The sequence below is a fragment of the Nitrosopumilus zosterae genome (assembly GCF_025998175.1).
Lineage (GTDB): Archaea > Thermoproteota > Nitrososphaeria > Nitrososphaerales > Nitrosopumilaceae > Nitrosopumilus > Nitrosopumilus zosterae.
In genome coordinates, this window is record NZ_AP026695.1 from 1,082,546 (window position 1) to 1,106,835 (window position 24,290).

Annotated in this window: 32 protein-coding genes; 14 read left to right on the plus strand and 18 right to left on the minus strand. The window is 34.1% G+C overall.

The genetic code is table 11. From position 1 onward, the window contains the following. Nucleotides 1-129 precede the first annotated feature (129 nt). Both OO712_RS06610 and OO712_RS06615 read left to right on the plus strand, forming a co-directional pair. The gene (locus OO712_RS06610; protein ID WP_109876063.1) at nucleotides 130-984 is read left to right on the plus strand and encodes a hypothetical protein; all 855 of its coding nucleotides are present in this window, start codon (nucleotides 130-132) and stop codon (nucleotides 982-984) included. A gap of 2 nt (nucleotides 985-986) precedes the next feature. Beyond that, nucleotides 987-2,039 carry a hypothetical protein gene (locus OO712_RS06615; RefSeq protein WP_109876064.1) on the plus strand — a complete coding sequence of 351 codons (1,053 nt, stop codon included), beginning with the start codon at nucleotides 987-989 and terminating at the stop codon, nucleotides 2,037-2,039. A 59-nt stretch (nucleotides 2,040-2,098) separates the two neighbouring features. On the opposite strand, the gene OO712_RS06620 is transcribed toward OO712_RS06615, so the two are convergent. After that, entirely contained in the window at nucleotides 2,099-2,380 is a 282-nt protein-coding gene (locus tag OO712_RS06620) for a hypothetical protein (RefSeq protein WP_109876065.1), read from the minus strand. 227 nt (nucleotides 2,381-2,607) lie between these two features. Then, nucleotides 2,608-3,468: a matrixin family metalloprotease gene (locus OO712_RS06625; protein ID WP_160049185.1), complete on the minus strand. Its 861-nt coding sequence runs from the start codon at nucleotides 3,466-3,468 to the stop codon at nucleotides 2,608-2,610. A 144-nt stretch (nucleotides 3,469-3,612) separates the two neighbouring features. On the opposite strand from OO712_RS06625, the gene OO712_RS06630 reads away from it, so the two are divergent. From OO712_RS06630 to OO712_RS06640, 3 genes are all read left to right on the plus strand, one after another. After that, nucleotides 3,613-3,912 (plus strand): winged helix-turn-helix transcriptional regulator, encoded by a 300-nt coding sequence (locus OO712_RS06630; RefSeq protein ID WP_109876067.1) that lies wholly within the window; start codon nucleotides 3,613-3,615, stop codon nucleotides 3,910-3,912. A 73-nt stretch (nucleotides 3,913-3,985) separates the two neighbouring features. After that, a complete protein-coding gene (locus tag OO712_RS06635; RefSeq protein WP_109876068.1) occupies nucleotides 3,986-4,330 on the plus strand; it encodes a hypothetical protein in 345 nt (114 codons plus the stop codon). A 375-nt stretch (nucleotides 4,331-4,705) separates the two neighbouring features. Further along, nucleotides 4,706-4,831 (plus strand): hypothetical protein, encoded by a 126-nt coding sequence (locus OO712_RS06640; protein ID WP_263970045.1) that lies wholly within the window; start codon nucleotides 4,706-4,708, stop codon nucleotides 4,829-4,831. 103 nt (nucleotides 4,832-4,934) lie between these two features. Here OO712_RS06640 and OO712_RS06645 read toward each other — a convergent pair whose 3' ends face one another. Next, the gene (locus OO712_RS06645) at nucleotides 4,935-6,203 is read right to left on the minus strand and encodes a WING-49 domain-containing protein (protein WP_109876069.1); all 1,269 of its coding nucleotides are present in this window, start codon (nucleotides 6,201-6,203) and stop codon (nucleotides 4,935-4,937) included. Nucleotides 6,204-6,436: 233 nt separating this feature from the next. On the opposite strand from OO712_RS06645, the gene OO712_RS06650 reads away from it, so the two are divergent. The 3 genes from OO712_RS06650 (at nucleotide 6,437) to OO712_RS06660 (ending at nucleotide 7,597) form a co-directional block, all read left to right on the plus strand. Next, on the plus strand, nucleotides 6,437-6,688 hold the full coding sequence (locus OO712_RS06650) for a hypothetical protein (protein WP_109876070.1): 252 nt from the start codon (nucleotides 6,437-6,439) through the stop codon (nucleotides 6,686-6,688). Between the two features lie 360 nt (nucleotides 6,689-7,048). Continuing rightward, nucleotides 7,049-7,249, plus strand: a complete 201-nt coding sequence (locus OO712_RS06655; RefSeq protein WP_109876071.1) for a hypothetical protein — start codon at nucleotides 7,049-7,051, stop codon at nucleotides 7,247-7,249. A gap of 75 nt (nucleotides 7,250-7,324) precedes the next feature. After that, complete coding sequence (locus OO712_RS06660) at nucleotides 7,325-7,597, plus strand: hypothetical protein (protein WP_109876072.1); 273 nt, start codon at nucleotides 7,325-7,327, stop codon at nucleotides 7,595-7,597. A gap of 28 nt (nucleotides 7,598-7,625) precedes the next feature. Here the strand turns inward: OO712_RS06660 and OO712_RS06665 are convergent, their stop codons facing one another. The 11 genes from OO712_RS06665 to OO712_RS06715 all read right to left on the minus strand — a co-directional run bounded on the left by OO712_RS06665 (nucleotide 7,626) and on the right by OO712_RS06715 (nucleotide 17,909). Next, nucleotides 7,626-8,138: a hypothetical protein gene (locus OO712_RS06665; protein ID WP_146195964.1), complete on the minus strand. Its 513-nt coding sequence runs from the start codon at nucleotides 8,136-8,138 to the stop codon at nucleotides 7,626-7,628. Between the two features lie 89 nt (nucleotides 8,139-8,227). Beyond that, the gene (locus tag OO712_RS06670; protein WP_225866798.1) at nucleotides 8,228-9,676 is read right to left on the minus strand and encodes a transcription initiation factor TFIID subunit 7 family protein; all 1,449 of its coding nucleotides are present in this window, start codon (nucleotides 9,674-9,676) and stop codon (nucleotides 8,228-8,230) included. A gap of 73 nt (nucleotides 9,677-9,749) precedes the next feature. Then, a complete protein-coding gene (locus OO712_RS06675; RefSeq protein WP_109876075.1) occupies nucleotides 9,750-10,085 on the minus strand; it encodes a hypothetical protein in 336 nt (111 codons plus the stop codon). Between the two features lie 147 nt (nucleotides 10,086-10,232). Continuing rightward, nucleotides 10,233-10,670 carry a hypothetical protein gene (locus OO712_RS06680; RefSeq protein WP_109876076.1) on the minus strand — a complete coding sequence of 146 codons (438 nt, stop codon included), beginning with the start codon at nucleotides 10,668-10,670 and terminating at the stop codon, nucleotides 10,233-10,235. Continuing rightward, on the minus strand, nucleotides 10,660-12,141 hold the full coding sequence (locus tag OO712_RS06685) for a WING-49 domain-containing protein (protein WP_109876077.1): 1,482 nt from the start codon (nucleotides 12,139-12,141) through the stop codon (nucleotides 10,660-10,662). Before OO712_RS06685 ends, OO712_RS06680 begins: the two co-directional genes overlap by 11 nt. Before the next feature lie 3 nt (nucleotides 12,142-12,144). Then, the gene (locus OO712_RS06690; RefSeq protein ID WP_109876078.1) at nucleotides 12,145-13,563 is read right to left on the minus strand and encodes a WING-49 domain-containing protein; all 1,419 of its coding nucleotides are present in this window, start codon (nucleotides 13,561-13,563) and stop codon (nucleotides 12,145-12,147) included. Nucleotides 13,564-13,902: 339 nt separating this feature from the next. Then, entirely contained in the window at nucleotides 13,903-14,325 is a 423-nt protein-coding gene (locus OO712_RS06695) for a Fic family protein (protein ID WP_109876079.1), read from the minus strand. Between the two features lie 65 nt (nucleotides 14,326-14,390). Further along, the gene (locus tag OO712_RS06700; protein WP_146195965.1) at nucleotides 14,391-14,921 is read right to left on the minus strand and encodes a hypothetical protein; all 531 of its coding nucleotides are present in this window, start codon (nucleotides 14,919-14,921) and stop codon (nucleotides 14,391-14,393) included. 250 nt (nucleotides 14,922-15,171) lie between these two features. Continuing rightward, nucleotides 15,172-16,020 carry a nucleotidyltransferase domain-containing protein gene (locus OO712_RS06705; protein WP_225866799.1) on the minus strand — a complete coding sequence of 283 codons (849 nt, stop codon included), beginning with the start codon at nucleotides 16,018-16,020 and terminating at the stop codon, nucleotides 15,172-15,174. A 187-nt stretch (nucleotides 16,021-16,207) separates the two neighbouring features. Continuing rightward, nucleotides 16,208-16,600 (minus strand): hypothetical protein, encoded by a 393-nt coding sequence (locus OO712_RS06710; protein WP_109876082.1) that lies wholly within the window; start codon nucleotides 16,598-16,600, stop codon nucleotides 16,208-16,210. A 1-nt stretch (nucleotide 16,601) separates the two neighbouring features. Further along, nucleotides 16,602-17,909, minus strand: coding sequence for a hypothetical protein (locus OO712_RS06715; protein WP_109876257.1), 1,308 nt, complete (start codon nucleotides 17,907-17,909; stop codon nucleotides 16,602-16,604). A 207-nt stretch (nucleotides 17,910-18,116) separates the two neighbouring features. Here OO712_RS06715 and OO712_RS06720 point away from each other — a divergent pair, with 207 nt between their 5' ends. Further along, nucleotides 18,117-18,881 (plus strand): DUF6775 family putative metallopeptidase, encoded by a 765-nt coding sequence (locus OO712_RS06720; RefSeq protein WP_109876083.1) that lies wholly within the window; start codon nucleotides 18,117-18,119, stop codon nucleotides 18,879-18,881. On the opposite strand, the gene OO712_RS06725 is transcribed toward OO712_RS06720, so the two are convergent. The 3 genes from OO712_RS06725 to OO712_RS06735 all read right to left on the minus strand — a co-directional run bounded on the left by OO712_RS06725 (nucleotide 18,873) and on the right by OO712_RS06735 (nucleotide 20,575). After that, nucleotides 18,873-19,781, minus strand: coding sequence for a malate dehydrogenase (locus tag OO712_RS06725; RefSeq protein ID WP_109876084.1), 909 nt, complete (start codon nucleotides 19,779-19,781; stop codon nucleotides 18,873-18,875). The two genes, OO712_RS06720 and OO712_RS06725, sit on opposite strands and share 9 nt — an antisense overlap. Before the next feature lie 16 nt (nucleotides 19,782-19,797). Continuing rightward, nucleotides 19,798-20,169, minus strand: a complete 372-nt coding sequence (locus tag OO712_RS06730; protein WP_264953649.1) for a universal stress protein — start codon at nucleotides 20,167-20,169, stop codon at nucleotides 19,798-19,800. Nucleotides 20,170-20,230: 61 nt separating this feature from the next. After that, nucleotides 20,231-20,575, minus strand: a complete 345-nt coding sequence (locus OO712_RS06735; RefSeq protein ID WP_109876086.1) for a hypothetical protein — start codon at nucleotides 20,573-20,575, stop codon at nucleotides 20,231-20,233. Between the two features lie 109 nt (nucleotides 20,576-20,684). Between OO712_RS06735 and OO712_RS06740 the strand changes: the two genes are divergently transcribed. Continuing rightward, a complete protein-coding gene (locus OO712_RS06740; protein WP_109876087.1) occupies nucleotides 20,685-21,539 on the plus strand; it encodes a CBS domain-containing protein in 855 nt (284 codons plus the stop codon). Nucleotides 21,540-21,541: 2 nt separating this feature from the next. On the opposite strand, the gene OO712_RS06745 is transcribed toward OO712_RS06740, so the two are convergent. After that, the gene (locus tag OO712_RS06745; protein ID WP_109876088.1) at nucleotides 21,542-21,973 is read right to left on the minus strand and encodes a universal stress protein; all 432 of its coding nucleotides are present in this window, start codon (nucleotides 21,971-21,973) and stop codon (nucleotides 21,542-21,544) included. A 111-nt stretch (nucleotides 21,974-22,084) separates the two neighbouring features. Here OO712_RS06745 and OO712_RS06750 point away from each other — a divergent pair, with 111 nt between their 5' ends. The 4 genes from OO712_RS06750 to OO712_RS06765 are packed head-to-tail and all read left to right on the plus strand — an operon-like array spanning nucleotide 22,085 to nucleotide 24,290. Continuing rightward, a complete protein-coding gene (locus tag OO712_RS06750; protein WP_109876089.1) occupies nucleotides 22,085-22,519 on the plus strand; it encodes a CBS domain-containing protein in 435 nt (144 codons plus the stop codon). Between the two features lie 51 nt (nucleotides 22,520-22,570). After that, complete coding sequence (gene trxB / locus OO712_RS06755) at nucleotides 22,571-23,575, plus strand: thioredoxin-disulfide reductase (RefSeq protein ID WP_109876258.1); 1,005 nt, start codon at nucleotides 22,571-22,573, stop codon at nucleotides 23,573-23,575. Beyond that, nucleotides 23,572-23,787: a hypothetical protein gene (locus OO712_RS06760; protein WP_109876090.1), complete on the plus strand. Its 216-nt coding sequence runs from the start codon at nucleotides 23,572-23,574 to the stop codon at nucleotides 23,785-23,787. The genes trxB and OO712_RS06760 overlap by 4 nt, the downstream gene beginning before the upstream one ends. A 29-nt stretch (nucleotides 23,788-23,816) precedes the next feature. After that, on the plus strand, nucleotides 23,817-24,290 hold the full coding sequence (locus OO712_RS06765; RefSeq protein ID WP_109876091.1) for a hypothetical protein: 474 nt from the start codon (nucleotides 23,817-23,819) through the stop codon (nucleotides 24,288-24,290).

The following is a 24,290-nucleotide window of genomic DNA, read 5'->3' on the forward strand; positions in this document are numbered from 1 at the left end:
ATTTAGTTTTTTATTCAATGAGGAAATTTTTCATTTTTATGCTTTTGTTAATACAATTATACACTTGTATTTATGGTGTAACACTAGTAAATATGAAAGTTTATTTAAAAGTGAGTAGGACAAATCCTAATGACTCATAAAACAAAATCCATACTATTTGTATTTGCATTTGCTGCCATCATGTTGGCCTGGCCAATGACATCTCAAAATGCAGGCGCAGATGGGGATGCAACTATTACAGCAGAATGTGGATTCACAACTCCTTCAGATATTAATCTTGGGACAATCGCAATTGGGGTAGACAGTACAGAAGTTCTAACAACTATTCCAATGACTGGAACAGTCACAGGAACTCTTGAACTTCAGGCCACCGATTGGACTGGTGTTGGTACTTCAGCAACTGGATCAATCACTCTAGTTGGTGTTACAGACGGAGAAACAGTTGAAGTTAATTCAAATACCTATACTGCAGAAACAACACTTCCATTAGATGCAGGAGAATTTGATGTTACTGGAACAGATGCAGCAGCAGCTACATCTTTAGCTTCAGTAATTAATTCAGAAGATGCAGCAATTACAGCAACGGTTCCAACAAGCACTAACGTAATATTACTTAGTGTTGATGCTTTGGGAACTGCTGGAAATGCTGTAACATTAACAGAATCTGTATCTAATACTGGAACAACGGTATTCCCAACAGACGGATCTTTTGATGGTGCAGAAGCTAGTGGAGTAGTTCATATGCAAGCTGAAGCAATAAAATATGCAATTACAACTGACGGAACCACAAATGCTGGAACAGATTATACTACCGGAAAAGCAGCAACAGGAGTTGATAGCCAAGTGTTTGTTTTAACAACAAACACAGATCCTGAGGAATCTGTTAGGTTGTATTTACAAGCTTCTGGTGATGGAACCCTAGAAAATCTTCCATATTCCGGAGCACTAGAATCAACATTTGCATTTGGTTCAACCTGTAATTAGGTTTGACACCATTTTCTTTTTTTCTTATCACTTTACTTACCGCAACCGTTACTGTTTTACCTCCAGGAGATACAGCAATAGAAAATAATACAGCAGATCTTGAATCTGATGAAACCCTTGATGTTTCCCCTAATGTTAAGACTTTTGGAACAGAAACTAAAACAATAGGTGGCATTCAGGTAGAACTAACAAAGGAGGTAAAATTCAATAGTTCAGACGGAGGTCATCTTACGATTAAAAATAAATCTTTGACTTCAGCAACAGTCACAATTCCAGATCAGACCAAAGTGAAGGCCCCTAATTCATGGAATGGTAAGATCATTCCACCTAAACAAACATCTACATCTGGAACAACTCCAGCAGGATTTCAAACCCCAGTAACTTCAATTAGTGTTGGTTCGGTTGATGTCATTTTAGTATTTGATAAAGCAATCACTATTCTATTAGAGGGAGTTACTGGTCAGACAGCTTTCAAGACCCCTGGTTCTGATATTTGGAACTTGATCTCTACCTGTGTGGGCACATACGAAAATCCTGTTGATCCTCCAATAAATGGCGAGTGCTCGATTAGCAATGGAATTAATACAAAAATTGTCACTTTTCACTTTACAGAATTCACAGAACTTTCTACAATTCCAGCATCATCTTCTACACCTACTGCATCTACAAGCAGTTCTGGAAGTTCTGGTGGAAGCAGTGGAGGAGGAGGAAAAAGATCATCATCTGGTGCTCCTAGTTCTAGTCAAGGATATGCCGGAAGCTTACTTCCAGAAACAACACATTCGGAATTTAGCGTATTTCCAAATTGGTTTCAAACATCTCTGGTCACCTATTGGATTGAGAACTTGATAACGGATAACGAATTTAAAAATGCAATGAACTACATGCTAAACAAAAATATCATAAAAATTGATGTTGGAGAGAAAAAAGATATTCCGACATTGGACTTAGCACCCTCAATTAAACAGTTATTCAAATTATGGTCACTTGACAAACTTACAGATTCGACAATTATTGAAATTATAGTTTATTACAGAACGGTGGGAGCATGGTAGTTATCATATACAGGAATTCAAAACAGAGTCAGAATTTAGTTTAAAACTTAGTCAATTAATCAAAATTCATTTAATTGAAGTAAAAATTTTTCAATTTCTTGAGTGTGAGAAAATTCATCTAGTGTTTCGGTTATTTTGTCAATTATATTATGGGATGACTTTCCATACAGATCTATTAAAACATCATTGATGTATCGGGGGGTTTTGTAACTGTTTTCTAAATTACAATCATATTTTGAATGCAATTTTTCTGAAACCAACATCATCATTGGTTCACCACCAATGTCTACAAGTGTTTGCTCAACGGCATAATTTATGAATGATTTTTTTACTGATATCAAAATTGTTCACCTCTTGTAAAATTCAAAAGTACCACATTATCCGTTAAAGGAATTTTTGGCTTAAAAGGCGGTGTTAGATCAGACTGATCATAAATGATTGAATATTTTATTTTATATATGATAATACCATAAGTAACACTCATTTTATCATTAATCAATCATATGAGTATAACATCATAAGCATATAACACTTTTGTTTATGGTGTATAACATAAGATTTGGTGTGATTATTTTTCACATAGAAATTTAGACATTGTTTCTCCACCATACAAAGATTTTAGAGCAGAAACATCACATTCAGAAATAAATGGGTTTGTTGTTGTGATTTTATAATACATAAGGTCATCAGGATCTGTTGAATGCTGCAATCCTAATGCATGCCCCATCTCATGACGTGTGATGGCTGCTAACCTATTTCCGTCTAATTTGCTAGATTCGTAAATAGTGATTCTTGATTTTAATATCTGGTTCTTGTCCTCATCAATAATAGAACGTGTATATCCTGAATACCCCTCAGAATTTTTTTCATCTACTAAAAGGATCAGAATATCTCCATCATCACTAGTTGATTCATGAACATGTAACCTGATTGGTATGTTGTATCGTAATTCTAAAGAATCAAATTCATTTAATACACCTTGCCATCCCTTATAGAACTTGGATGAGTTTTTTGATGTTCCTTTATGAGTATCTAGATCATTTATTTCGATAATTTTCTCAGACATTATTGATTCTTTAATCAGATCAATGTTTTTTTGAGATGTTTTTGCATGATTAATTATGTGGACATGAAAAATTCTTTCTGAATCAGATAATTTCCAAGACAGCCAAGTATCTATAGAATCCCCAATTAATGACTGGGTTATGAAATGACCAGATTCTAAAGGTTGAATGTTCGAATGAGAGATGGAAAATATGATGACAAAAAATACGACAATTATTGAACAAAATAAGACAAAAAAACAAGATGTGTTACGATGCAAGACAGAGTCGAGTTTTTCGTATTTTTGATTTATTAATCCAATTTGATTGGAGATCTGATCTAGTTTTTCTCCCATAGCGGCAGAATCCCCATTTTGTTTGTCCAAATGAACATACACCATGATTAATAGTGTCACACTAGTATTAACTAGTATTGGTGGAAAATGAATGGAAAAGAACAAAGATCAAATCAAAACATATCATTAGTTTAAATAAAAATCAATTTAACCTAGATACTGGAGAAAAACGCTATGGATAACATGGATTTTATGATCTTTCTAAGGATGTTGTCAAAAAAAGGATTTTTGGAAACATTATGGCACATTACAGAGAAAAAACAGGTTCATTATAATGAACTCCAAAAATACCTCATGAAAAAAAATATCGTGTCTAGCCAAGCATCAGTAACAATAATTCTTAATGGTTTGACTAATCTGGGATTGCTTGACAGAATCGTCGTTGATGGAAAGCCTCCAAGAACAAGTTATTCGGTCAACAAATTAGGCAAATCTGTCCTAACCCAGTTAAATAATCTAAAAAATACACTGTAGAACACTCGATCCATATACAAAATAATTTACACTAAATTTATTAATCTTACACCAGAAATGGTGGTGTAAGATTATGTTTAAATCAGATGCCCAGAACAGAAGCAAGAAAAAACAAGAATTGCCCAAAAACCAGATGAAGAAAGCGCTTATTTCATTTGTAATAGAACAAAGTTTGATTGACGAGGGAGGGATAAAAGTTTTTGAAAAAACTATGGATCTTTTAAGAAAAAAATTTGGTTGCGATACATCTGAGTGTCTTAATCATCCGGATTATTTAATTCAAATTTTAAATGATTTGCCAAAAAAAGCACATGAAAAAATTATTTTAGCAATTGAGGAAAAATTAAAAGAATTTGAATATCAGGAAGAGATTAGGAAATTTACAAAAAATCTTTACAGAATAGATAAAGTACATTAAACTTAAATGATAAAAATAATATTTTAGAAAGCATCAACATTCCTCAAATATTCTTGAATAGAGTCAGATAAAAAATGAAAAAGATAGGAATACTGTAATCATCAAAAGCCCAATTTTCATTTTCTTACAGAATTATTTGACAAACAAATCAAGCTTAGTGGTGGAGATAGAACAGTAGGATTGTCAATGGATTCCCATATACAGGATTAAAAATAAAAATTAAACCTGTAAACACGATCAATCCTAACAGAATTTTAGAATTCATCCCAACCATACCCATCATAAAAAACCAAAAATTATCCCTTTTAAGAATTACTCATGAATTCTTTGTTTATGAATATATGAGAGTCCTAAAAATAAAACTGTGATGACATTATGCAAAAACAAGTGCAAGGAATTCGAGCAGATTCACAAAAAATTAGTTTATCAAAATGGTGGATGCTATTGCAGAAACTGCGATTATTATTTCAAAGACAAGATGGTAAAATGCCCATGCTGTAATACAAAGACCAGAGGTAACACAAGAACCAACAGAGGCAAAGAACTCGACATTATCAGAATTGAATGATTTATTTCGTTATGGTTGTGCAATCTAAAGATTAATTCACGCATTCATTGTTGCACGATAGGTGCCTTGCGTATCGTTCCAAACAATCTTGATTTCAGAATCATGCTCGTATTTGGACATCAAAGTATCCAGGTTTTCCCTCAGGGATTTATCCAGTATGTCCAGAGTCTGAAATTTCTCCTTGATCATGTTTTTCTCAACTGCCTTGTATTTTTCACGAATGTCTGTAATTTGGACACTAAAGTTTTCAGCATCTATTTCATCAGAGTTTAGTTTGTTTAGGACAAGTTTCTCTTCGTCTTTTTGTTCTTGCTCCATTTGTACAAACATATGGTCGTATTTTTTCTCCATGTTTTGGATTTGAATCTCGTGATTGTCATGAATTTTTTGGATTTTCAGATTGATGGCAGAGACTTTTTCTGCAATCCTGTCATGATTCAGTTTGATTTTAGTCAGTTCATCAGGAATTGATGATGTCTCCTTGTGTACTGGATTTCCCATGCCATGACGCTGCCACATTTCGGCTGTATATTCAGTTACGCAGACATAGTCATCAGCATGATTTCTGTATATCAGAATGTACTCGTCTCTGCATACAGTATCAGGATTGGTTTCACTCAAATCCTCCCATGATGTTGTATCTTTTGGATTTGCCAACAGATAGCCAGGGTTTGTTCGGTAATCAAGATAGTATTTACGCAACTGTTCACCAGATAAATCCAGATTAAATTGACCATCTGATTCAAACAGAATCTGTTGGTTATAGTATGCATTGCCGTTTAGAACATTAAACAGGGCATTGGCAGCCACCATCTCTACCCGAGTGATCTGGGCTGCATTTACAAATGCGTCTCGTGCCTCTTCAGGACCTCCACCGTTTTGAATTACTTGGGCCAAAGCAGCACGTCCTGCATTGATTTTTGATGCAGTAAATTTTAGAGGATGGTCATAAATGGTATCAGTATGTTTTGCAGGGCTATCTTCTAATGCGCGCTCTAGCATTTTATCAAACGTGTAATACTCCCACAAATCCTCCCATTCTTTCAAATCCGCGTTCAGATGTTCCAACACTTCTGCCCTTTTTTCTTCTAGTTCTCGTTGTCTTTCAGATACCTCAAAATTTCTTTCTTGCAGTTTTGCAATCCATTTCTTGCTTTTCTCAATTTTATCCAGAATATCCTGAGCTACGGGATTGTTCTGCAAATCTCCTGACAAGGTGACTTGTTCATTGGTGATTTGGGCGTATGCAGTATTGATAAAAACCAAAGCAACAAACGCTAACATCACAAACCCTATAACCGCCATACGAAAAAAATTAATTTTTTGTATATATCACACACTGATGAATCATTAGTGAATATTATAAACAAACTCCGCATAATTTCAGGATGCGATGAAAGGAGTCATTTCATCAGTGTGTATAACCGACCATAGCGCTTCTAGTCGGGTCAGATTTTGGCCCGACTAACAAAAATAAACATTTTGTGTCTGCAAATAATTCGAATTACTTATGAATATCATAATTTTAGATTACATTATTGAAGGTATTCTACACCAAACACTTTGATGATCCTACATGTGAAAAATTTACGGAATTTCGAGTCGACACTCATAGAACTTGGTGGTGCTGCAAGCAACTCAAAGAACATGACAAGCATTTCCAACTTTGGAATGTCAAATGGGCAAAATTCCATTTCAAGGATATCAGCACAGAAGGAAACATTGCGTTTTTCCAAATGAATTACTGTCCATACTGCGGTGAAAAAATAGAATATACTTGCATGGAATAGAAAATGAAGACTAGAATCAAAATTTTAGCCATTGGATTTTTACTCTTGGCATCGGGTATTTCTTTGCATTATTACAATAATAATTATGGATTTTTAATTTTGCCACTAGGTTGCTTTGTGGTATTGTTGGGATTTACTTATCAAAGATGGTGGAGATTTAAAAAATGAAGACCAATTTGTTATTAATCCTAGTTTTTAAATTTAAAGAAATCTAGGTAAAACATGAAGCCGCTTAAATGCATGCTAGGATTTCATGAGATGAGAAAAGGTGAATGTTTGCACTGCGATTTTACCGATTTTGGTCACTGGTCTAAATTTTGAGAACCGCCATGTGTACTTTTTAAAATATCCGAACACACCATGGCAAAAGTAATAAAACAATATTCCTTCAAAGCATTAATGCTGTTGGAGTATCTTTCAGTCATTTTGTACATCATGTCATTTACGCTGGTTCCGTTTATTGCAGTGTTGGGAATTTCCCTTAGAGTTATCAAGAAGAAAGAGCAGACTAGGACATATAGAAAACCCCAAACAGAACTAGAAGAGATCATGGGATTTTGAGATGGTTGGAAATTCAAACCATGAAGTTTTGATACAGAAAATAGTGTTTAAAATACAATATTTTGCAAACAAAACATGCTGAAAATTTTGGTAGGAGTATTGGTTGTTGTGTCACTATTTTTCATGCCAACTTCAATTTATGGGCATCCAGAAATCAACTATACGAAATCATTTGTAAAATTTTCTGACGATACCCACATGCATCTTAAACAACCAGAAATTAAACGACCAACACTAGGTGAAGAAGATTGTGACTGGCTAAACCAATGCATCATCATAACACTGATTGGGATAATCGGAGTCGCCATGATCACAGTGGTTGTGGTTGTGTATAAAAAATCAGCATAGTTTTATGTTCAGATCATCGTGGAGTTGTTCAATACGGTTTTCCAGTTATTCTTTCAATAAGACCCATAAGGCCCACCAATAAAATCGAATTAAAAAATGCCATAGATAAAGTTCCATACATGTATGGCATGGCATCAGAAATATTTTCTTGGATGTGACGTGTTCGTTCTTTAATGTCCATCATGCCTGTATGGTACGCCGAACTATCTCTAGGAACAGCAGAAATTTTATCCAGACTAACAACGATACGATCAACATCTGATTGAATTCTTGCAAAATTAGTCGACTCTGTGGGGTAAATCCATACAGGATTTTTGCTCTCAGGCAATTTATCCCAAATTTTGTCAACATGGTAATTCATTGCTGAGATGTGTTCTCGAATAGTTTTAGGATCAGATGACGCAGTGATTTCTTTCAAATGAGATATAGCAAGTTCTAAAGGATGAACTGATTCTTGATAAAAATTCACGGATAGTGAAAATCCTGCAATCACAAGAATAGAAAATATGATTGCACCCGCATTCCGTTTCTGCATATTCATTACAAGTACTCCGCGTATTTTTATTTAGATAATGTCATGCCAAATCTAGCAGGTTTGTTTTAGATAACTGTTAGTTGGAACTCTAGTTGTCATTGTCTGGAAACTGCTTCATATCCGGTATGACCCATGTTCAATCTGACCTCTACATATGGATCATCATCATAAAGAGAAACAAGCTCTTTCATGCGGTCTTTGAATTCTTTCTCAAGGTTCTTCAGGTCGTCAATTTTCTTCTCAAGAATAGATTCTTTTTCCGATTCAAGATTTTCCCTAATCTTGCCAATCTTTATGCTCAATTCCTCTTTGGACATGCCGGGGCGTTGATTATAGTCAACAGTTGCATTCTTTTCATCTATTTTTGATTGGGATATGGCATCATCATATTTTTTGTCGTATTCTTTTTTTAGCTCCATTTGTTTTTCCTCAAGCTCTTGTTTCATTTCTCGTATTTGCAAATTCACTTCCTCGACTCTTACAGATTTGTCTTTATTCTCAATGCTGGTTGCAACATAATCATCTACGTTATGAAATTCTGCCAGGCCTTGTTCCATCCATTCTTTTGCAGTGTCATCAGGTACGCAGGAATATTTCCGAGTTTCAAGATTAAATATTACGCTGAATCCGTCATTGCATTTTGTAAGTGGCGTGATTGGTTCTTGTGAAAACCTATTTTGTGTATTACCTGTAATCTCACCCATCCCATGTCGCACCCACATTTCTGCAGTAGAGATACTCACGCAGACATAATCTTCTGCATGAAATCGATACACCACAACATTACCCTCCCGGCATTCGGTATCAGGAGTGGTTTTGCCAAGATCCTCCCATGAAACAACATCATTTGGATTTGCCTGAAGATATGCAGGGTTTGTCCTGTAATCCTCATAGTATTTTCGTAGCTGCTCACCAGTAATAGGAGAATCAATGAACTGCCCTTCTTTATCAAAGAGAATTTGCTGTGAATAATATGCCAAGTTATGGTTCACATTAAACTGCGAATTTGTTTCAATAAGCTCAATTCGTTTGGTCTCAGCTGCTGCAAGATATGCCTGAAGTGCATCACGTCTGGAGCCGCCATCAGCAATTACTTGTTTGAAGGCATCTCTTCCTGCCTCGACTTTTTGTTCCTTGAATTCAAACTGATCCCAAAAAACATCTTGCACTTGAGAGTCAGGAATTTTGTCGATAAATCTGTCAAATGCGTTGTAAGATGAATAATAATCCCACAGTTTTTCCCAGTCTGCCAGATCCTGATTCAGTATTTGGAGAGATTGCGCTCTTTTTGCTTCCAGTTCCTTTTGCGCTTCTAGTTTTTCATAGTCTTTTTGTTCTAGGTCTCTAATCCATTTTTTTGTCTGCTCTATCTTTTTTAGAATGTCTTGTGCAACTGGATTGTTTGAGAGATCACCGGACAATGTGGTCTGGTTGCTTGTCTCAACTGGCTCTTGGGCATAAATTGGACTTGCGAGGAATGCAAAAACAACACAAATTCCAAGAATTGCCACACCGAACATGAAAAATCGACTGAGTTTTTCCATATAATAAACACTGATGAATTATTAGTAAAATTTTGGATTTTGCGCACAGATGAAAGGTTTTTTCAGAAAAATGCTAAGATAACTCCAACATTACCTGTTTTGCAGTAATCATGTCACTATCATCATGATATGCAATAACGTAGAGAATAGCAATGCCATTTCCAAGTGAGGTAATGTTAGACAAGACTATTTCATCATAAGTGGTGTTTTCTGAGAAATTAGGAATGCAGCTTACACATCCTATCTCATATAGGGATATGGAATCATCGTGATTCCATGTCAGGTGTACTGATGCTAGGGAATCATCATATTCAAGTACGGTTGCATTAATGTCATCTAGCGGCTGAGCATATGCAGTGCCAAACAGGCCTGAAACAGCCACACACATCACTATAAGCAGGGATTTCATGATATGGTAATTTTGAAATTTTGATATTGATAAACCCTTCTTATCTTTTGTATCTAGTTTTCATGCTAGATTTCACGAATCAAGACTAAACGGTATCAAATCTGTGGCCTAATGCCAATCCTATTTGGTTTTGAATTTTAATTTTTATCATGCAATCCATGAAGTAATAGAAAAATAATTTCCTTCATATACAACAACATTAGATTCAAAACTTTGTGTGAAATCTTGATACAAGTTTCTCGCTCCTGAATCAGACATGTGGTTTTTTATTTTTAGTTCTCCGCGAGAATCAAAAATTCGATAAGTGTCAAAATTTACAAAAAAACTTCGCGTTCCTTGAGGATTTTCCTTTTCTTCTAATAATAAATTGATCATGATAGAGATTTGTGGGAACTGCATCAATTCTTCTTGTGTAATAGTTTTTGGTTCAGAGACTGCAAAATGTTCTATCTGTTGTTCAGATAGCAATTGTACGTAAATTCCAGCATGGTGAATGGAAAACCCATTAATTGACATGTAATAAAAAAACCCAATAGGAACTACGATCAAAACAAGTGCAACAAGTATCAAAAGTCTAGTTTGCATTTTTTGCCCATCCTCTCTCAATTAGTTTGGTCTTAGTTTCAGGTTTTACGCATGCAGAAGAACCATCAGATGTTATAACTAAAATTAAATCATCAATACATTGTACATCATCAAATGATATGCCTGATTTTATCTGGTTGTGAGGTTTTGAGAGTTTCTTTATCTCACTAAGGGGTTTTGAGAGGCCAGCAGATTTTGGATACATGTTTTCAAACAACCCTTTTTTTGGTTCAGAACTTTGATCATCATATCCTATGACATAACCATACACTGGATAACATACATCATTTTGATCATATGTCAAGACAAGCACTCGTAAAAGAAACATGCCATGATGAAATTCAGAGTATGTACGAGGATTTCCAGGCTCATCAGGCGTCTTAAAGTGCTCAAATGTTGCAGAAGGATAACTTTGAAGGAATTGCTGTACCACAGGATCTCTGTCCAGCATCGCCCTCACTGCAATTGCATCATTGACGTCACATAATTTTGTCTTAAAAGAATCATGGTTGGATATTATGTCAAGATACACATTTCCTACTTGCTTGTACAGCATGGTCTTGTATACATCCAATGTAAAAAGCGGATTGTGTTTGTCATCAATTCCAACAGTAATCACGGAATTTTTTGGATTGATATGCAAAGACGATATTGGAATTCCAAAATCTTCATCGTTCATAATTTTGTTCAATATGTTGAATGTCTTGTCTGCTTCTCTGAATTGGTCTGACATTACATGAATTGTTCCAATAACATCATTTGTCCTGTGCTCTGCTAGAAACAATTGGTATTCCCCAGGCTGAGAGAACAAGAAGGATGATTTTCTATCAGGAATAATTATACTGTGAAATCGATTATTAGAGCTCCAACTAATTCCATCTTTATCTTCCATGTAAGTCCCAGTTGAAATGTAACGAACATCAGGAGTAATGTTGCTCAACTCCACAACAGTTCCAACATCTACATTCATCACGGAAGGATCTGTACATGCAACAAGACAATCATCAGACAAATCAGAATATATTCTGACTGTCTTTTTTGGATAGGTTTTGTTATCGTCTAATGCTGGAAATGTAATTATATCTGAAAATGGCTTCTCACCATAAAAAATTCCTGAAACATAGTTCCCTTCCAAGGGTGGAACAAACTGATATGAAACAGTTGTAGATGCACCATGTTTTAGAGGAATGGATTGTTTTTGATGATCTAATATTTTGTCATTTATAGTACGTGTAGTGAATGCTATTTCAAAATGGTCAGCATCTTCTTCATTGTTAGTTATGATGGTTTCAAAAATTATAGGCTGTCCAACAATTCCAGTCGATACAATAGTGTCATCTGTATTTTTTGCAATTAATGGTTCAAATTCTAATGCATATACAGGAAGAGTTGTAAACATTCCAAATAATGCAATTGATCCACCAATTATCAAAATTAGAATTTTTTCATACAATATAATTTTGGTTTTCATTTTCTAATCAATTTCCGAAAGTGACTTTGCAATACTCATCACCTCATAAAGAGGCAAATGTGCTGTGATTTTATAGCCGGCAGAATTTTTTTCATCAAAAACATGAACTCGTGTAGGCTCTATCCATTTTTCATCATAAATCCTATCATTATCTACCAACTGCTGTATCATACCATTAACGCCTATTATGTAAAATCTAGAATCCACAACAGATGTTTGAAAGCCAACATTGTTTTCCTTGTATTGTGTCTTGTATTGCTCCAAAAATGTTTCTCCATCTGACTCTAAAGGAGCATCAGGAGAAAAGGCAATCACAACCTCGATCTTTCCATCTTCTAACGTATGTGCATCCGTGCCACACGTATTTCCTCTAGCATAGTTTAACAGAATAATGCCAGGATGAATGTTATCTGTGCTTTTTAGCGAATACCCAACAGGAAGGTGTCTTGGAGCTAGAATGTCAATAGAAGATTCTGCCCGTATTTGTTCCAAGGAGGGTCCACAAAATACCGATATTGTGTTTTGTGTGGGTTTTGAAATCAAGTTTTTAACAGAAAACTCTTCTGTGATAATGGTATGTCCAAACTTAATCTCAAAGATGTAATTCCCAGTGGTTTCAATTATAGGATATTTTTTGTTTCTTGGCACATCAATTGTTGATTTGCTTAGTTTGGGAGGATCTAGGGTGACACAAGAGCCAGATGATCCATACCCCCATACATTGTCATGTGAAATAGTGTATATTTTTGCATCATAGTTATTGCATTTATTCCATCCCAACTTTTCAACTGCAATTTTAATCGGCTCGCCAACATATGCCGTGTCAAGCCCCACAACTTTGTATGATGGAGATACTGTCCAATGACGTTCAAGTAATTTCTGTTTAGAGTCAGGTGTCACACAAGCGGGAGTTTCATCATATTTTTCAATTAACATCAAACCTTCTTTGCATTGTATGTTATGAATTGGAATATCTGACTTGAATTGTTTTAGGGGAGAAACGATGAATGCCTCACATCCTTCTATTATTTCAGGATATTCAGGCCAAAAAGTAAACACGAGTTCTATTGTTTTAGGCGTCTTTGTTTCAATATTTATGTAGTAAAAACAATCATCGGAGGTGTATTCAGGTGCAATCTCTTCTCCGTTTTTTAGAATGAATGGTCCTGGTCCTACTTTGTATACTTTGGGAGATTTTATCTCCAAGACTGCATTGTAGCCAGTTTCAAAGACTACTGAAGATGAATCAAAATCAAATAAAACAGAATCCACATTTTTCTCATTATAGTAAACCTTCCTGAAGTCATCATCTACCTGAACCAGTATTGAATCTGTAAATGACGCATATGCAGGAGGAATTGCAAACATTCCAAATAATGCAATTAATCCACCAATGATCAAGAAAATTGCAAAATACTTCATATAGTATGAAATCCTATGCAGTCATTGAAAAGTTCTTCGCAGGTTTTGCATCACAACTAAATATTTTTCATAAAACATTGGTAATAGTGAGAACAACTTGTCAGGAATTATCGTTTCATATGAATTGGGCATTATTATCACGTTTAGGTGGTTTGACATGAATCAGCAATATTTTTAATATGATAAGAGGCCATATTACATAGTGGAAATATGGAAGTAAGTAAAGAAAAATTAATTAATTTTGAGGAAGATGATGAGATTATCAAAGCTGTCGATGAAATAATGAATGAAAGACCAGAGCTTTTCAAGAAATTATCCAGACTATAACCTATTGTTATTCTAATTTGTAATTCTAATTAAGAATTCTTCAACTGTAGAGAATGCAATATTGTATTGATCCTCGTTGAGAAACAAAGGACTAACAGATTCTAAAAGTTGGATTAATTCATCATCAGAAATATCGACTGAAAAAACAAATCCGTTAATCTTCAGATAGTGTTGTGTTACAATAAACGCAGTAGATTTATTTCCATTTTTGAATGGCTGTTCAAACACAATTCCTGCTAAAAGATGAGATGCCCTTTTAATCACTCGAATTTTTTTGTCCGGGATATGAAAATATTGGTTAACCCTTTCAAAAATTTTTGTGATGATGCTAGGATCATCAACTCCAAAGGATTCAGGTCTTTTTTCTACAACATGCTTATTGATTAAAGAAATATTTTTGATTGCGTCTGGTGAAAATATTTCATAATTGACCATTAAGATAGTTTATTCTTCTTTGCATTTTGTATTAATGTTATCCATTTATTATTCTGCTGGATTCATCAATCAATATCTACAGTTACTCTGGGACTGATATTGATTGGAACTGGATTCCCAAATTCATCAATAAGGTTAGATGGTGCATCAATAATTCCTGAACCCTCCAAACAACTGATTTTTTCAATAAATTGTGCAGCTAATGTTCCTCTGATGTGCAGATTGCGATTATCTATTTGGTTATTACATGTAATATCCTCTCTAACAGAATCTGTTCTTTTATCATATTCTAATTCTAGTCGTAATGTATTGTATGATTCAAAGTTCATTGCAGTGACTTCTAGACTTCCTCTACCATCTCCATATGATCTGAAATATTCTCCATTATCAGGATATTTTTTGTTAAATTCCTTGTAAGAGTCAGTCTCATAAAACATCTTTTTTAATTCTTCATCAGATTTGCCTGGAAGAACATCCTCCCAATTATTCTCTATTTGGCTTACAACATGAGGCATTATGCTAATTGTAAACATTACAAAAATCGAGCATGCAATTCCCATTCCCATGTAAATTGCAATTTTAGATAACGTTTCCATCAGATACATCTGTCCTGGCGATGATTATTCATGTGTACAATACTTGAAAATATTTTGTTTATAACGTTTGATAAAATCTGAATTTTACCTAACATTTAATTCATAAAACATGTTCTATATTTCAATACCGTACTAGATGTGAAAATTCATTTTTGATTTAATCATAGAAATTTATCGTATTGATTCACACACCACGGTCAAACCCCGACATGCATACACTTGTTTTCATTTTTCAACACAATTTCAATTGCTAAATTCGAAATAATTTTTGCAGTGTAATCATATACAGTCCATACACAAATTTTGTGCTCTTTAGCATGTATCGGATTACAAATCCCTTGTTCATCACCATGTTGTCTTTAGTCTTCTTGTATTCTAGTGATTTTATTAGATGCTCTGAATCAATTTTTGATTTGCCAAAAATAGACAGAATCTGGCATACCTCTTGCTTTGTAGTAGATAATGGTTTATCCAATGCAAATAACACATCGTCGCATGCCCAGAAATTGGCCTTTACAGCATGAGAGAATGCAGACTTTGGACTGAACGGAAATATTACAAAACTCATCATTAAAAGCAACATTGCGTTAAATGATGCTTTTACCTTCTCAATTGCAGGTACTGTGTTTGGAATATCTTTTCGAACATCTTTGCCATACAGAATGATTCCAGTGTGTTTTATTCTTTGAAGGAACAGCCCAAGCGAGGCTATGGTCCTAGTACCAATCTCAATTTTGATGTCTTGCCTTATCTTGAATCCTTTCAAGTCAAGCTGGTCTTGAGATACAACATAAAATGGCTGTCCAAACATCATCTTGTTTTCAGTTTTGAAGATTAGATCAAGTGTAGGATTCTCAGTCTTTTTGTAGGCAGTACACGTCTCAGATAACTTTAGATCATACTTTGCGTCAAGTACAAGTAATAGATCAGTTAGATATTTTTCAATATCTTTGCAGAGTTTTTTATTTTTGATAATTACGATGCAGTCAATGTCTGATTTTCCACGCACCCATTCCCCAGTTGTTGCAGAGCCAAACAAAACAAATGAAACTATTTCATCAGGGTATTTGGCAGTTAGTTGCTCAACTAATTCCTTCATGAATTGCTCTAATTTTTTATTTTTTATCGTCATTGTAAACTATGTTGAATTGTGCAATCACACTCATAAACTATTCCAGAAAGTAATCAACAACCACATTCTTTTGCCTATTTTTCATTTTGACTTTATTGTTTTTATCCACATCAATACAACACTTGTGCTAACAATTGCAGGTATTGTCAAAAGTCTAGTTTTCATTCAAACATCTAATCCGGTCATTGTAATCCATTCCAAAAAATCTAGATATCATTGCTCCCCAACAATCAAATACGCCTGTAATGTAAATTACAAAAATCATTGTACTAATTAGAAATACGATGTATCCAAGTTTCCAATTTTTGTGTGTCTTTTTTAGATTGATTGGCAAACAGATAATGTTTGCAAAATAAATTATCCACAAACCAATCATTGCATAATTTTGCGTGACCATTCTTACTATATCAGAAATATTTCTTTCAAACATGATTAGTGGACCCAGTGTAAAATAAGATGCGCCAATACTTAGAATTCCGACGATTACTGCATTAAGCATAAACAAAATATTTGTCTTGTATGATGGAATTTTGAATCTAGTTTTCATTTCATTCTTGAGGTGTATATGGTTGATATTCATCATCATCGACATTTTCAGGAACATAATTTTCAATAAACAGAATCAACTCTATTGATGATGAACCTTTAGGCACTTTGAAAACATAATCAGTGTGGTGTTGTGGATATGGCGCATCTGGTGCTCTAATGAATAGTTGTGTATTGTAATTTACTTCTACACCATTAACTAGTATTATTACGCCTGTCAAATTCCCGGCATTCCATTCGTTTGGCCCATAACTCATGTAGTAATTGCCCCCATTTTTTGGCACTCTGATTTTTACAAAAGTATCATCAGTGCTTGGCTCAAAATTCCAAATCGTGTTGCTATCCTCTGGCATAAACTCTATCAAATTTATCTTAAAAGGTGTGGAATACTCGAAGAGATTATAATGCATAGTTTCAGGATACATGTAATTTCTCTCCAAGAGTTTTTCTACAGAGTTTGGTTTTAAGAACACAGTTTCCATTCTGAGGTTTTTCCATGTTTGTAGTTCTGGAGGCACGTCGGATTTTTTATTGACTTTTATCGAGTGTGTTTTTGCGTTATCGCTTATTGCACATAAAGGTGATAATTTGTCATCTAGATGAAAATCTCCCAAAATGTTATTTCTCATAGAACCGCCAAAATATTTTAGACCATGCCTATCTTTTTGAAATTCACCACAAAAAGATAAAACATTCTCACCATAATCAAAATTAAATTTCCCAACAGTAAACTCTTGATCATTTAGATTTGGATTTCCTCTCAATTCGTGTTTTACTGCAGCAGACACAATGGCTTCCTGATCATCAGTCAAGTATGATTTTTCTTCAAGAAATATTGCAGCTACCTGTTGTTTTAGCGGACCAAAACACCATCCAAAGTTGGATTCTTCAATTTCAAGTCCATGAACTGATTTTGGAGTTGGGGTTTCAGTGAATATCTTGGTGTATTGTATGTCTGTACTGTTAATTGCAGATTCTAGCCAATATACCTGATTATCTGTGTAATCAATCACATATCCACAATTGTAACTATTTGGTGTATACATTGCAATTTGTGGACCACGTTCAAGTACAATATCTTGTGTAGAAATATACACATCATACTCTATTCTGAGCTTCTTTTGAAAAATTTCAGGCATTATTTTTGCAATTAGCAGATCATAGTCAATGTATCCATCAGAGGTAAATCGCACGTTATAATTTTGAGTGTAGGGGACATAATCTCTACCAGATGGAGAATAGTCATCAGATTGGGCATGTGCAAGTCCAACAAATCCAACAAAAATCAAGAAAATTACAAAATATTTCATACCATATGAAATCATTAATCAGTCATTGAAAAATGCTTCTGATGTTTTGTATCCATGAACATTTTTTATAAAATATTTGCAATCAAGAGAAAACATTGTAAATGATCATTTTTTGCGAAATTGTAAGTAGTTTATATATAAAATTCGCATAATCCTTTAAAAAATTCCAACGTTAGAAAGATAAGTCATAAAAACATAATTTTGTTATTGAGAATTTCCAAAATTATTCTATACGATGAACCAACAGTTTTAGAAATTCAATTAGAAAAATTAGAGAAATTTCTTAGAGATACATTTCCAATACAAATAGAAATCAGGGATAACTTTTTCAGAAATTTAAATGATGAAATATACAAAAAGATTGCCAGTACAAGAATTTTTGACATAAAAAAACCATTTCAAAAACACAATGCATCTATGGAAGACATCTTAATTGAAAAAGAAAACACAGACACGTCTGAAAAAGAAGAAATGGCATTATATGACGGGATCGAACTTCATAAAATCATTTCAGAACAAATTCCAAAAGAAGAAAATAACATAGATATTCTGAATATCGTTTTCACAAACAAACTAACATGCACATTTGATGAAAATGACTTTAGGTATCATGCCAGAGCATTGATTGGCTCTAACCCAACAATTATTTCAACTACAGGAATAATAGAAGCGCCTGCAAAGCCAAAGCAATATTATCTTGATTTAATGACAGATTTTTCAAAGGAAGGAATTGACACAATCAAGAAAAAATACGAGGGAGAGTTTTTAGAGTATCACGATTCTCGAATATCAGAAGCTATTGAAGGATATCTTCTACAAGCCATCATGTATTATGAAACGGGTGAAGCATTTTGTACAGATAAAGAGTGCAGGTTGTATAATGCGCATTGGCAAAAAGAATTAATTTCGACTCAATTAAAAAATAAAAAATTTTGTGACAAACATAAAGAAATTCTAAAGAAATTAACTTAAAACAGAATTTATTTGATTTTGAATCTTTTTAGAAGAGTTGGCCAGTTGTTCGGTTTCAGATTCATCGAGCTCGATTTGTTCTATTTCAAAAAGTCCATGGCCATTTATTCGTACAGGCACTCCCATTGCAACATTACTTTGCCCATATTCACCATCAAGAACAACAGAAGCGGGAAAAGATAATTCTTTTTTATTGACGATAGCCTCAATAACATCAAAAGTATTTTTTGCAATTCCAAATTGGGATCTGCTTTTGAACTTTCTTAGTTCTAGCCAATAATTTTTGACTTTATTAGAAATCACAGATTTTTCATCATCATCTAGCATTGAAGACAAAGATGTTCCGTTAACTCTAACTTTTGAGAATATCGGAACCATAGAATCCCCGTGTTCGCCTAGAACTAAAGCATCCAAAATTGAAGAGTTAGGAATGGACAATTTTTCTGAAATCAGGTATCGGAATCTACTAGAATCAAGACTGGATGCAATGCCTATTACTTTGAATCTAGAGAATCCGGATTCTTTTTGAAAAAAATATGTCAACACGTCAAGAGGGTTTGAAACCACCAGAACAACTGTAGACGGACAATATCTTTTAATTTTTTCCGCGATGTCTTTAATCATGTTTATTTGTGAAACCATGTTCTCTGATCTGTCTTTTGAATAAATCCCTGTGCTTGCAGCGATTACAACAATATCAGAATCAGTTAATTTAGAAAAATCATCGGTTCCATGAATAGAGAATTCAGAAGTTTGTGGGATAGCATTTGTAATATCCAAAGATTCTCCAATGGCTTTGTCTTTGTTGCGATTGATTAGTAAAACATCATCAAGCGCATTAGATGCACAAAGAAACGCAATAGATGAACCAACGCGACCGCTTCCAATAATTGAAATCAAGCCAAGTACAACCAGATTATTTTACAATCAAAACCGGGCAACGGGTTTTCTGAGACACGCCATTTGCAACACTTCCCAAGAGAACTTTATCAAAACCAGTTCTTCCATGAGAACCAATAACAATTAGATCATGTTTTCGCGTTTTGGCAAAAGTCACAATGTCATTAACCACGGATTTTGAAGTAATAATTACAGATTTAGCAACAACATTATTTTTTTCAGCAAGTGATTCTAGTTTTTCAACATATTTTTTGGCAACCTTACTTTGTTTTTTAATTAATTCATTATCTGCTCTTGAATCATAATATTTGTGATGCCAAGCATCCCCTTCAATGCAGGTTAACAAAGTTACTTTGGATTGATATTTTTTTGCTACATCCAATGCCATTTTAAAGGCCCTAGTTGATTGATCCGATAGATCAAATGGCACAAGAATATTTTGAAACATGTTAGAATTCTTCCCTTTTACGAATACTTTCTCTTTGTCGATTATCATTATGTTTTGGTAATTCGCCTTCCAATTTTCTGCTCAAATCGTCAGCAATTTTCAGAATATCCCATCCAGAAGCAGTGTAAATGAGAGTCTTGTCAGAAGTCTTTACAGATGCAGTAGCATCATAATGAGTTCTTGAGCCTTCAGGATTTTGATATTCTACAGTAATTTTTGCCTCAATAATATGAGACAGTACCTGCTGGGCTTTTTCCAGTGCGGCACCAAATTTAGATGAAAGGATTTCATTCGCAGGTTCATCTTTAGATAAACCAACAACATACAAAGGAACATGGTCAACCATATACGTATCTTGAAATATGGAAGTAAATATCTTTCTCAGTAATTACCAAATATGATATTCAATGATGATTGTATTAAGATTAATTAAGAAATAAAAAAACAGAGCCACATTGGATGTAAAAAATATAAAATTATCAGAGTTAATCACCAAACCAATCACAGTTAATCCCAACTCCACATTATTAAAAACCAGAGAGAGTCTATTAAAAAACAAAGTGAAAAGAGTAGTTATTGTAGATAAGAAAATACCTGTCGGAGTCATAACTGAGAAAGACATTGCAAAAAAAATTTATGAGTTGGGTTCAAAACCAATCAAATCTGTTAAAGCAAAAGATTTCATTCCCAAGAAATTATTTACATTGACAAGAGATAATTCGGTTCAGGAATGTGCAAAGTTGATGAAAAAACACAGAATCAGCCTTGTAATAATCACTAACAAAGACAACACATTAGGAGGAATTGTGACAGAGACAGATCTTGTAAAAGCATTCCTTACAAAAGAATCAACTTCATTCAAAGTTTCAAAAATAATGAAAAAAGAACTAATTACTGCAGCACCAAGTGACCCTATATTACATGTAGAAAGTCTGCTGTTAAAATATGGAATATCCAGAGTTATTATTAAAAGAAACCAAATTCCAGTAGGGATTATTACATTTAGAGACTTTGTGCCTGCAAAGATACCACAATGGATAGCAGAATCAGCTGATCCTAAAGAAGTTCAAGAATACAAATTCAAAAAAGGGTTGGAAGAAATTCATTCAAATCAAATGAGTTATCTTTTTCCATTTCATGCCACAGACATTATGACGGTAAAACCAATTACAATCGACATGGATGAGGATATTAAAACTGCAATCACCCTGATGGTCAAACACAATATTAGCGGATTGCCAGTAGTTAAAAAATCAAAACTGGTCGGAATAGTTACAAAATCAGACGTAGTTGCAGCATTAGCCGAATAATTTCACTTTACAATCAACACAGGCTTTTTAGATTTGTGTAAAACATAATTTGATACACTTCCTAGAAAAATCTCCTTGGCAGAACTTCTCCCACGAGCCCCAATCACAACTAAATCAATTCCGTTTTTCTTGTTATTTGCAAATTTTGCAATATCAAAGCCCGGATCACCTGCGATGGCCTTTCCAGTTAATTGTATTCCTTTTTTTGCAGCCCTTACTTTTGCTTCATCAAGTGTCTTTTTTATTTCTGACATTGAATTAAAATCCAAGAAACCAAGCGGATGGATAGCATAGATTCCAGGTACGGATTTTACTGACAATGCAGTGATGATTCCATGAGATTGTCTTGCAATATGAATAGCCATATCTAATCCACGAATGGAGTTTTTTGAACCATCAAGAGGAACTAGAATCTTTTTAGTTTTGACTGCCATATTCTATCACACATTACTTTGAATTTATAACTCTATAATGATTTTCTTGACTGATTTTCAATCATGATAATTTAGAATTTATATCATATAATTGAAAAATCACGTAAACATATGGGCAGTACATTTGTGAATCAATTTATGAATAAAAATGTGCTAACTGCAGACAAATCAACATCATTGCAAGAGGCAGCACAAAGCATGACCAAGTTGAATGTAGGATGTGTCATTGTCACTGAAAATGCCAAACCAATAGGGATAATCACTGAACGGGATTTTGTCACCAAAGTCGCTGCAGAAGGAAGACCGCTGTTTACAGAGATTTCAGAAGTGATGTCATCACCACTAATCACAATAGAGCCAGGAGAAACAGTTTGGGAAGCTTCGGAAATGATGAGAGAAGAATTAATTCATAAACTTCCAGTTAAAGAAAATGACAAAATAGTAGGAATAATCACAACAACAGACATTGTAAAAATTTCTAGTGTCGGATCAGACTCAGAGATGCGCAGAATTTGTGATCAGATTCTCTTAAGAATGAGAGATTGAGGATCAAAAAAGATATTCACTTAAATTATTGAAATAGTGTCATCAAACATCATGATGGCAGCAGATGCGAGTGCAACAGTTCTAGAAACAAATGACAGCGATCCAATGAAGCCAGACAAAACAAAAACAAAATTTGATGTAATCATTATAGGTGCAGGACCTTCTGGATACACAGCAGGGATTTATTGCTCCAGAGCAGGTTATGACACATTAATTTTATCAGGAATACTTCCCGGAGGTCAACTAGTAAACACGACAGAAGTTGAAAATTATCCAGGATTTGAAAATGGAATAATAGGGCCAGATTTGATGATAGAAATGAGAAAACAAACTCAAAGGATGGGCACCACAATTATTGATGATGAGGCAGTAGATGTTGATTTCAGAAGAAAACCATTCAAAGTTTTAACTGCGTCCGAAGAGTACGAGGGACGTGCAATAATTATTGCAACTGGTGCAAATCCAAGAAAAATGGGATTGGAAGGTGAACAAAAGTTTGCAGGTAAAGGGGTTTCGTATTGTGCCACATGTGATGGGCCATTCTTTAGAAATCAAGAAATAATCGTAGTGGGAGGAGGAGATTCTGCAATTGAAGAAGCCACATTTCTTACAAAATTTGGATCAACTATCCACATCGTACATAGACGAGGAGAGTTACGCGCAAGTAAAGTAATGCAAGAACGTGCAATGAATAATGAGAAAATAAAATTTCACTGGGATTCAGTTGTAACAGATATCAAAGGAGATCAAAAAATGCAGCAGGTGATTTTAAAAAATCTAAAAACAAATGAAGAAACAGCAATTGATGCTGGAGGTCTTTTTGTTGCAATTGGTCATGAACCCAATACAAAATTATTCAAAGACCAAATTGATTTAGACAAGGAAGGGTATGTTGTTTTAAAAAATAAAACCCATACAAATGTTGAAGGTGTTTTTGCAGCAGGAGATGTACATGATAGAAATTATAGGCAGGCAATAACGGCTGCAGGATTTGGATGCATGGCAGCAATTGATGTAGACAAATATCTCACAGAAAGTGCAGATAAGAAAGAATGAAAAATGCAGAATGTAAAAAGTGTTTAAATAAATTTCAACAAAAAGATATCTACACAATTCAACAATTTCAATATAGAAAAATTCCAACTTACAAGTGGTCACTAAATTTTTTCAAAAAATTAGAAATTAATGAATGGGATTCTTTTTGTGAAAAGTGCATAACAGAATATGCTGAAAAATCTAAAGAGGGGTGGGATAAATTAAAAGCATAAACTGTTTTGAGAAGTAAGGAGACAGTGTAATGAGTGAAAATTTAGAGAATATTAAAAAATCAATCAGAGAACATAGCGAAAAACTAGCAAAATTAGGAACAGAATTAGCAGAAATCAAGTTTAGTTACAAAGTTGAAGAAAAGCCATCCAAAGAATACTGGGAGAAAAGAATGAATGAATACAAAAAATATAATGAAAAATGCTTAGAATATTATAATCAAGTTCACTCGATGATAAATTTAATCAATAAAGAAAAATCACAGATGTTTCTATTACATATAAGCAAATTCAGGCAGCTAGGATTAGAATTATTAGAAATCATGCAGAAAATCAAAGACAATCCGTCAATTGCCGATCCTAAAGACAAACAGAAGAGTCAATGGAGCAAAGACATCAAAAACAAAGTCTCTGAACAGAGCAACAAGTGTCTCAATCATGAAAAAGAGATGAATGGGTCATTTAGAAATTTTTATCAAAATGAATTAAAGAAAATTTTGGAATAA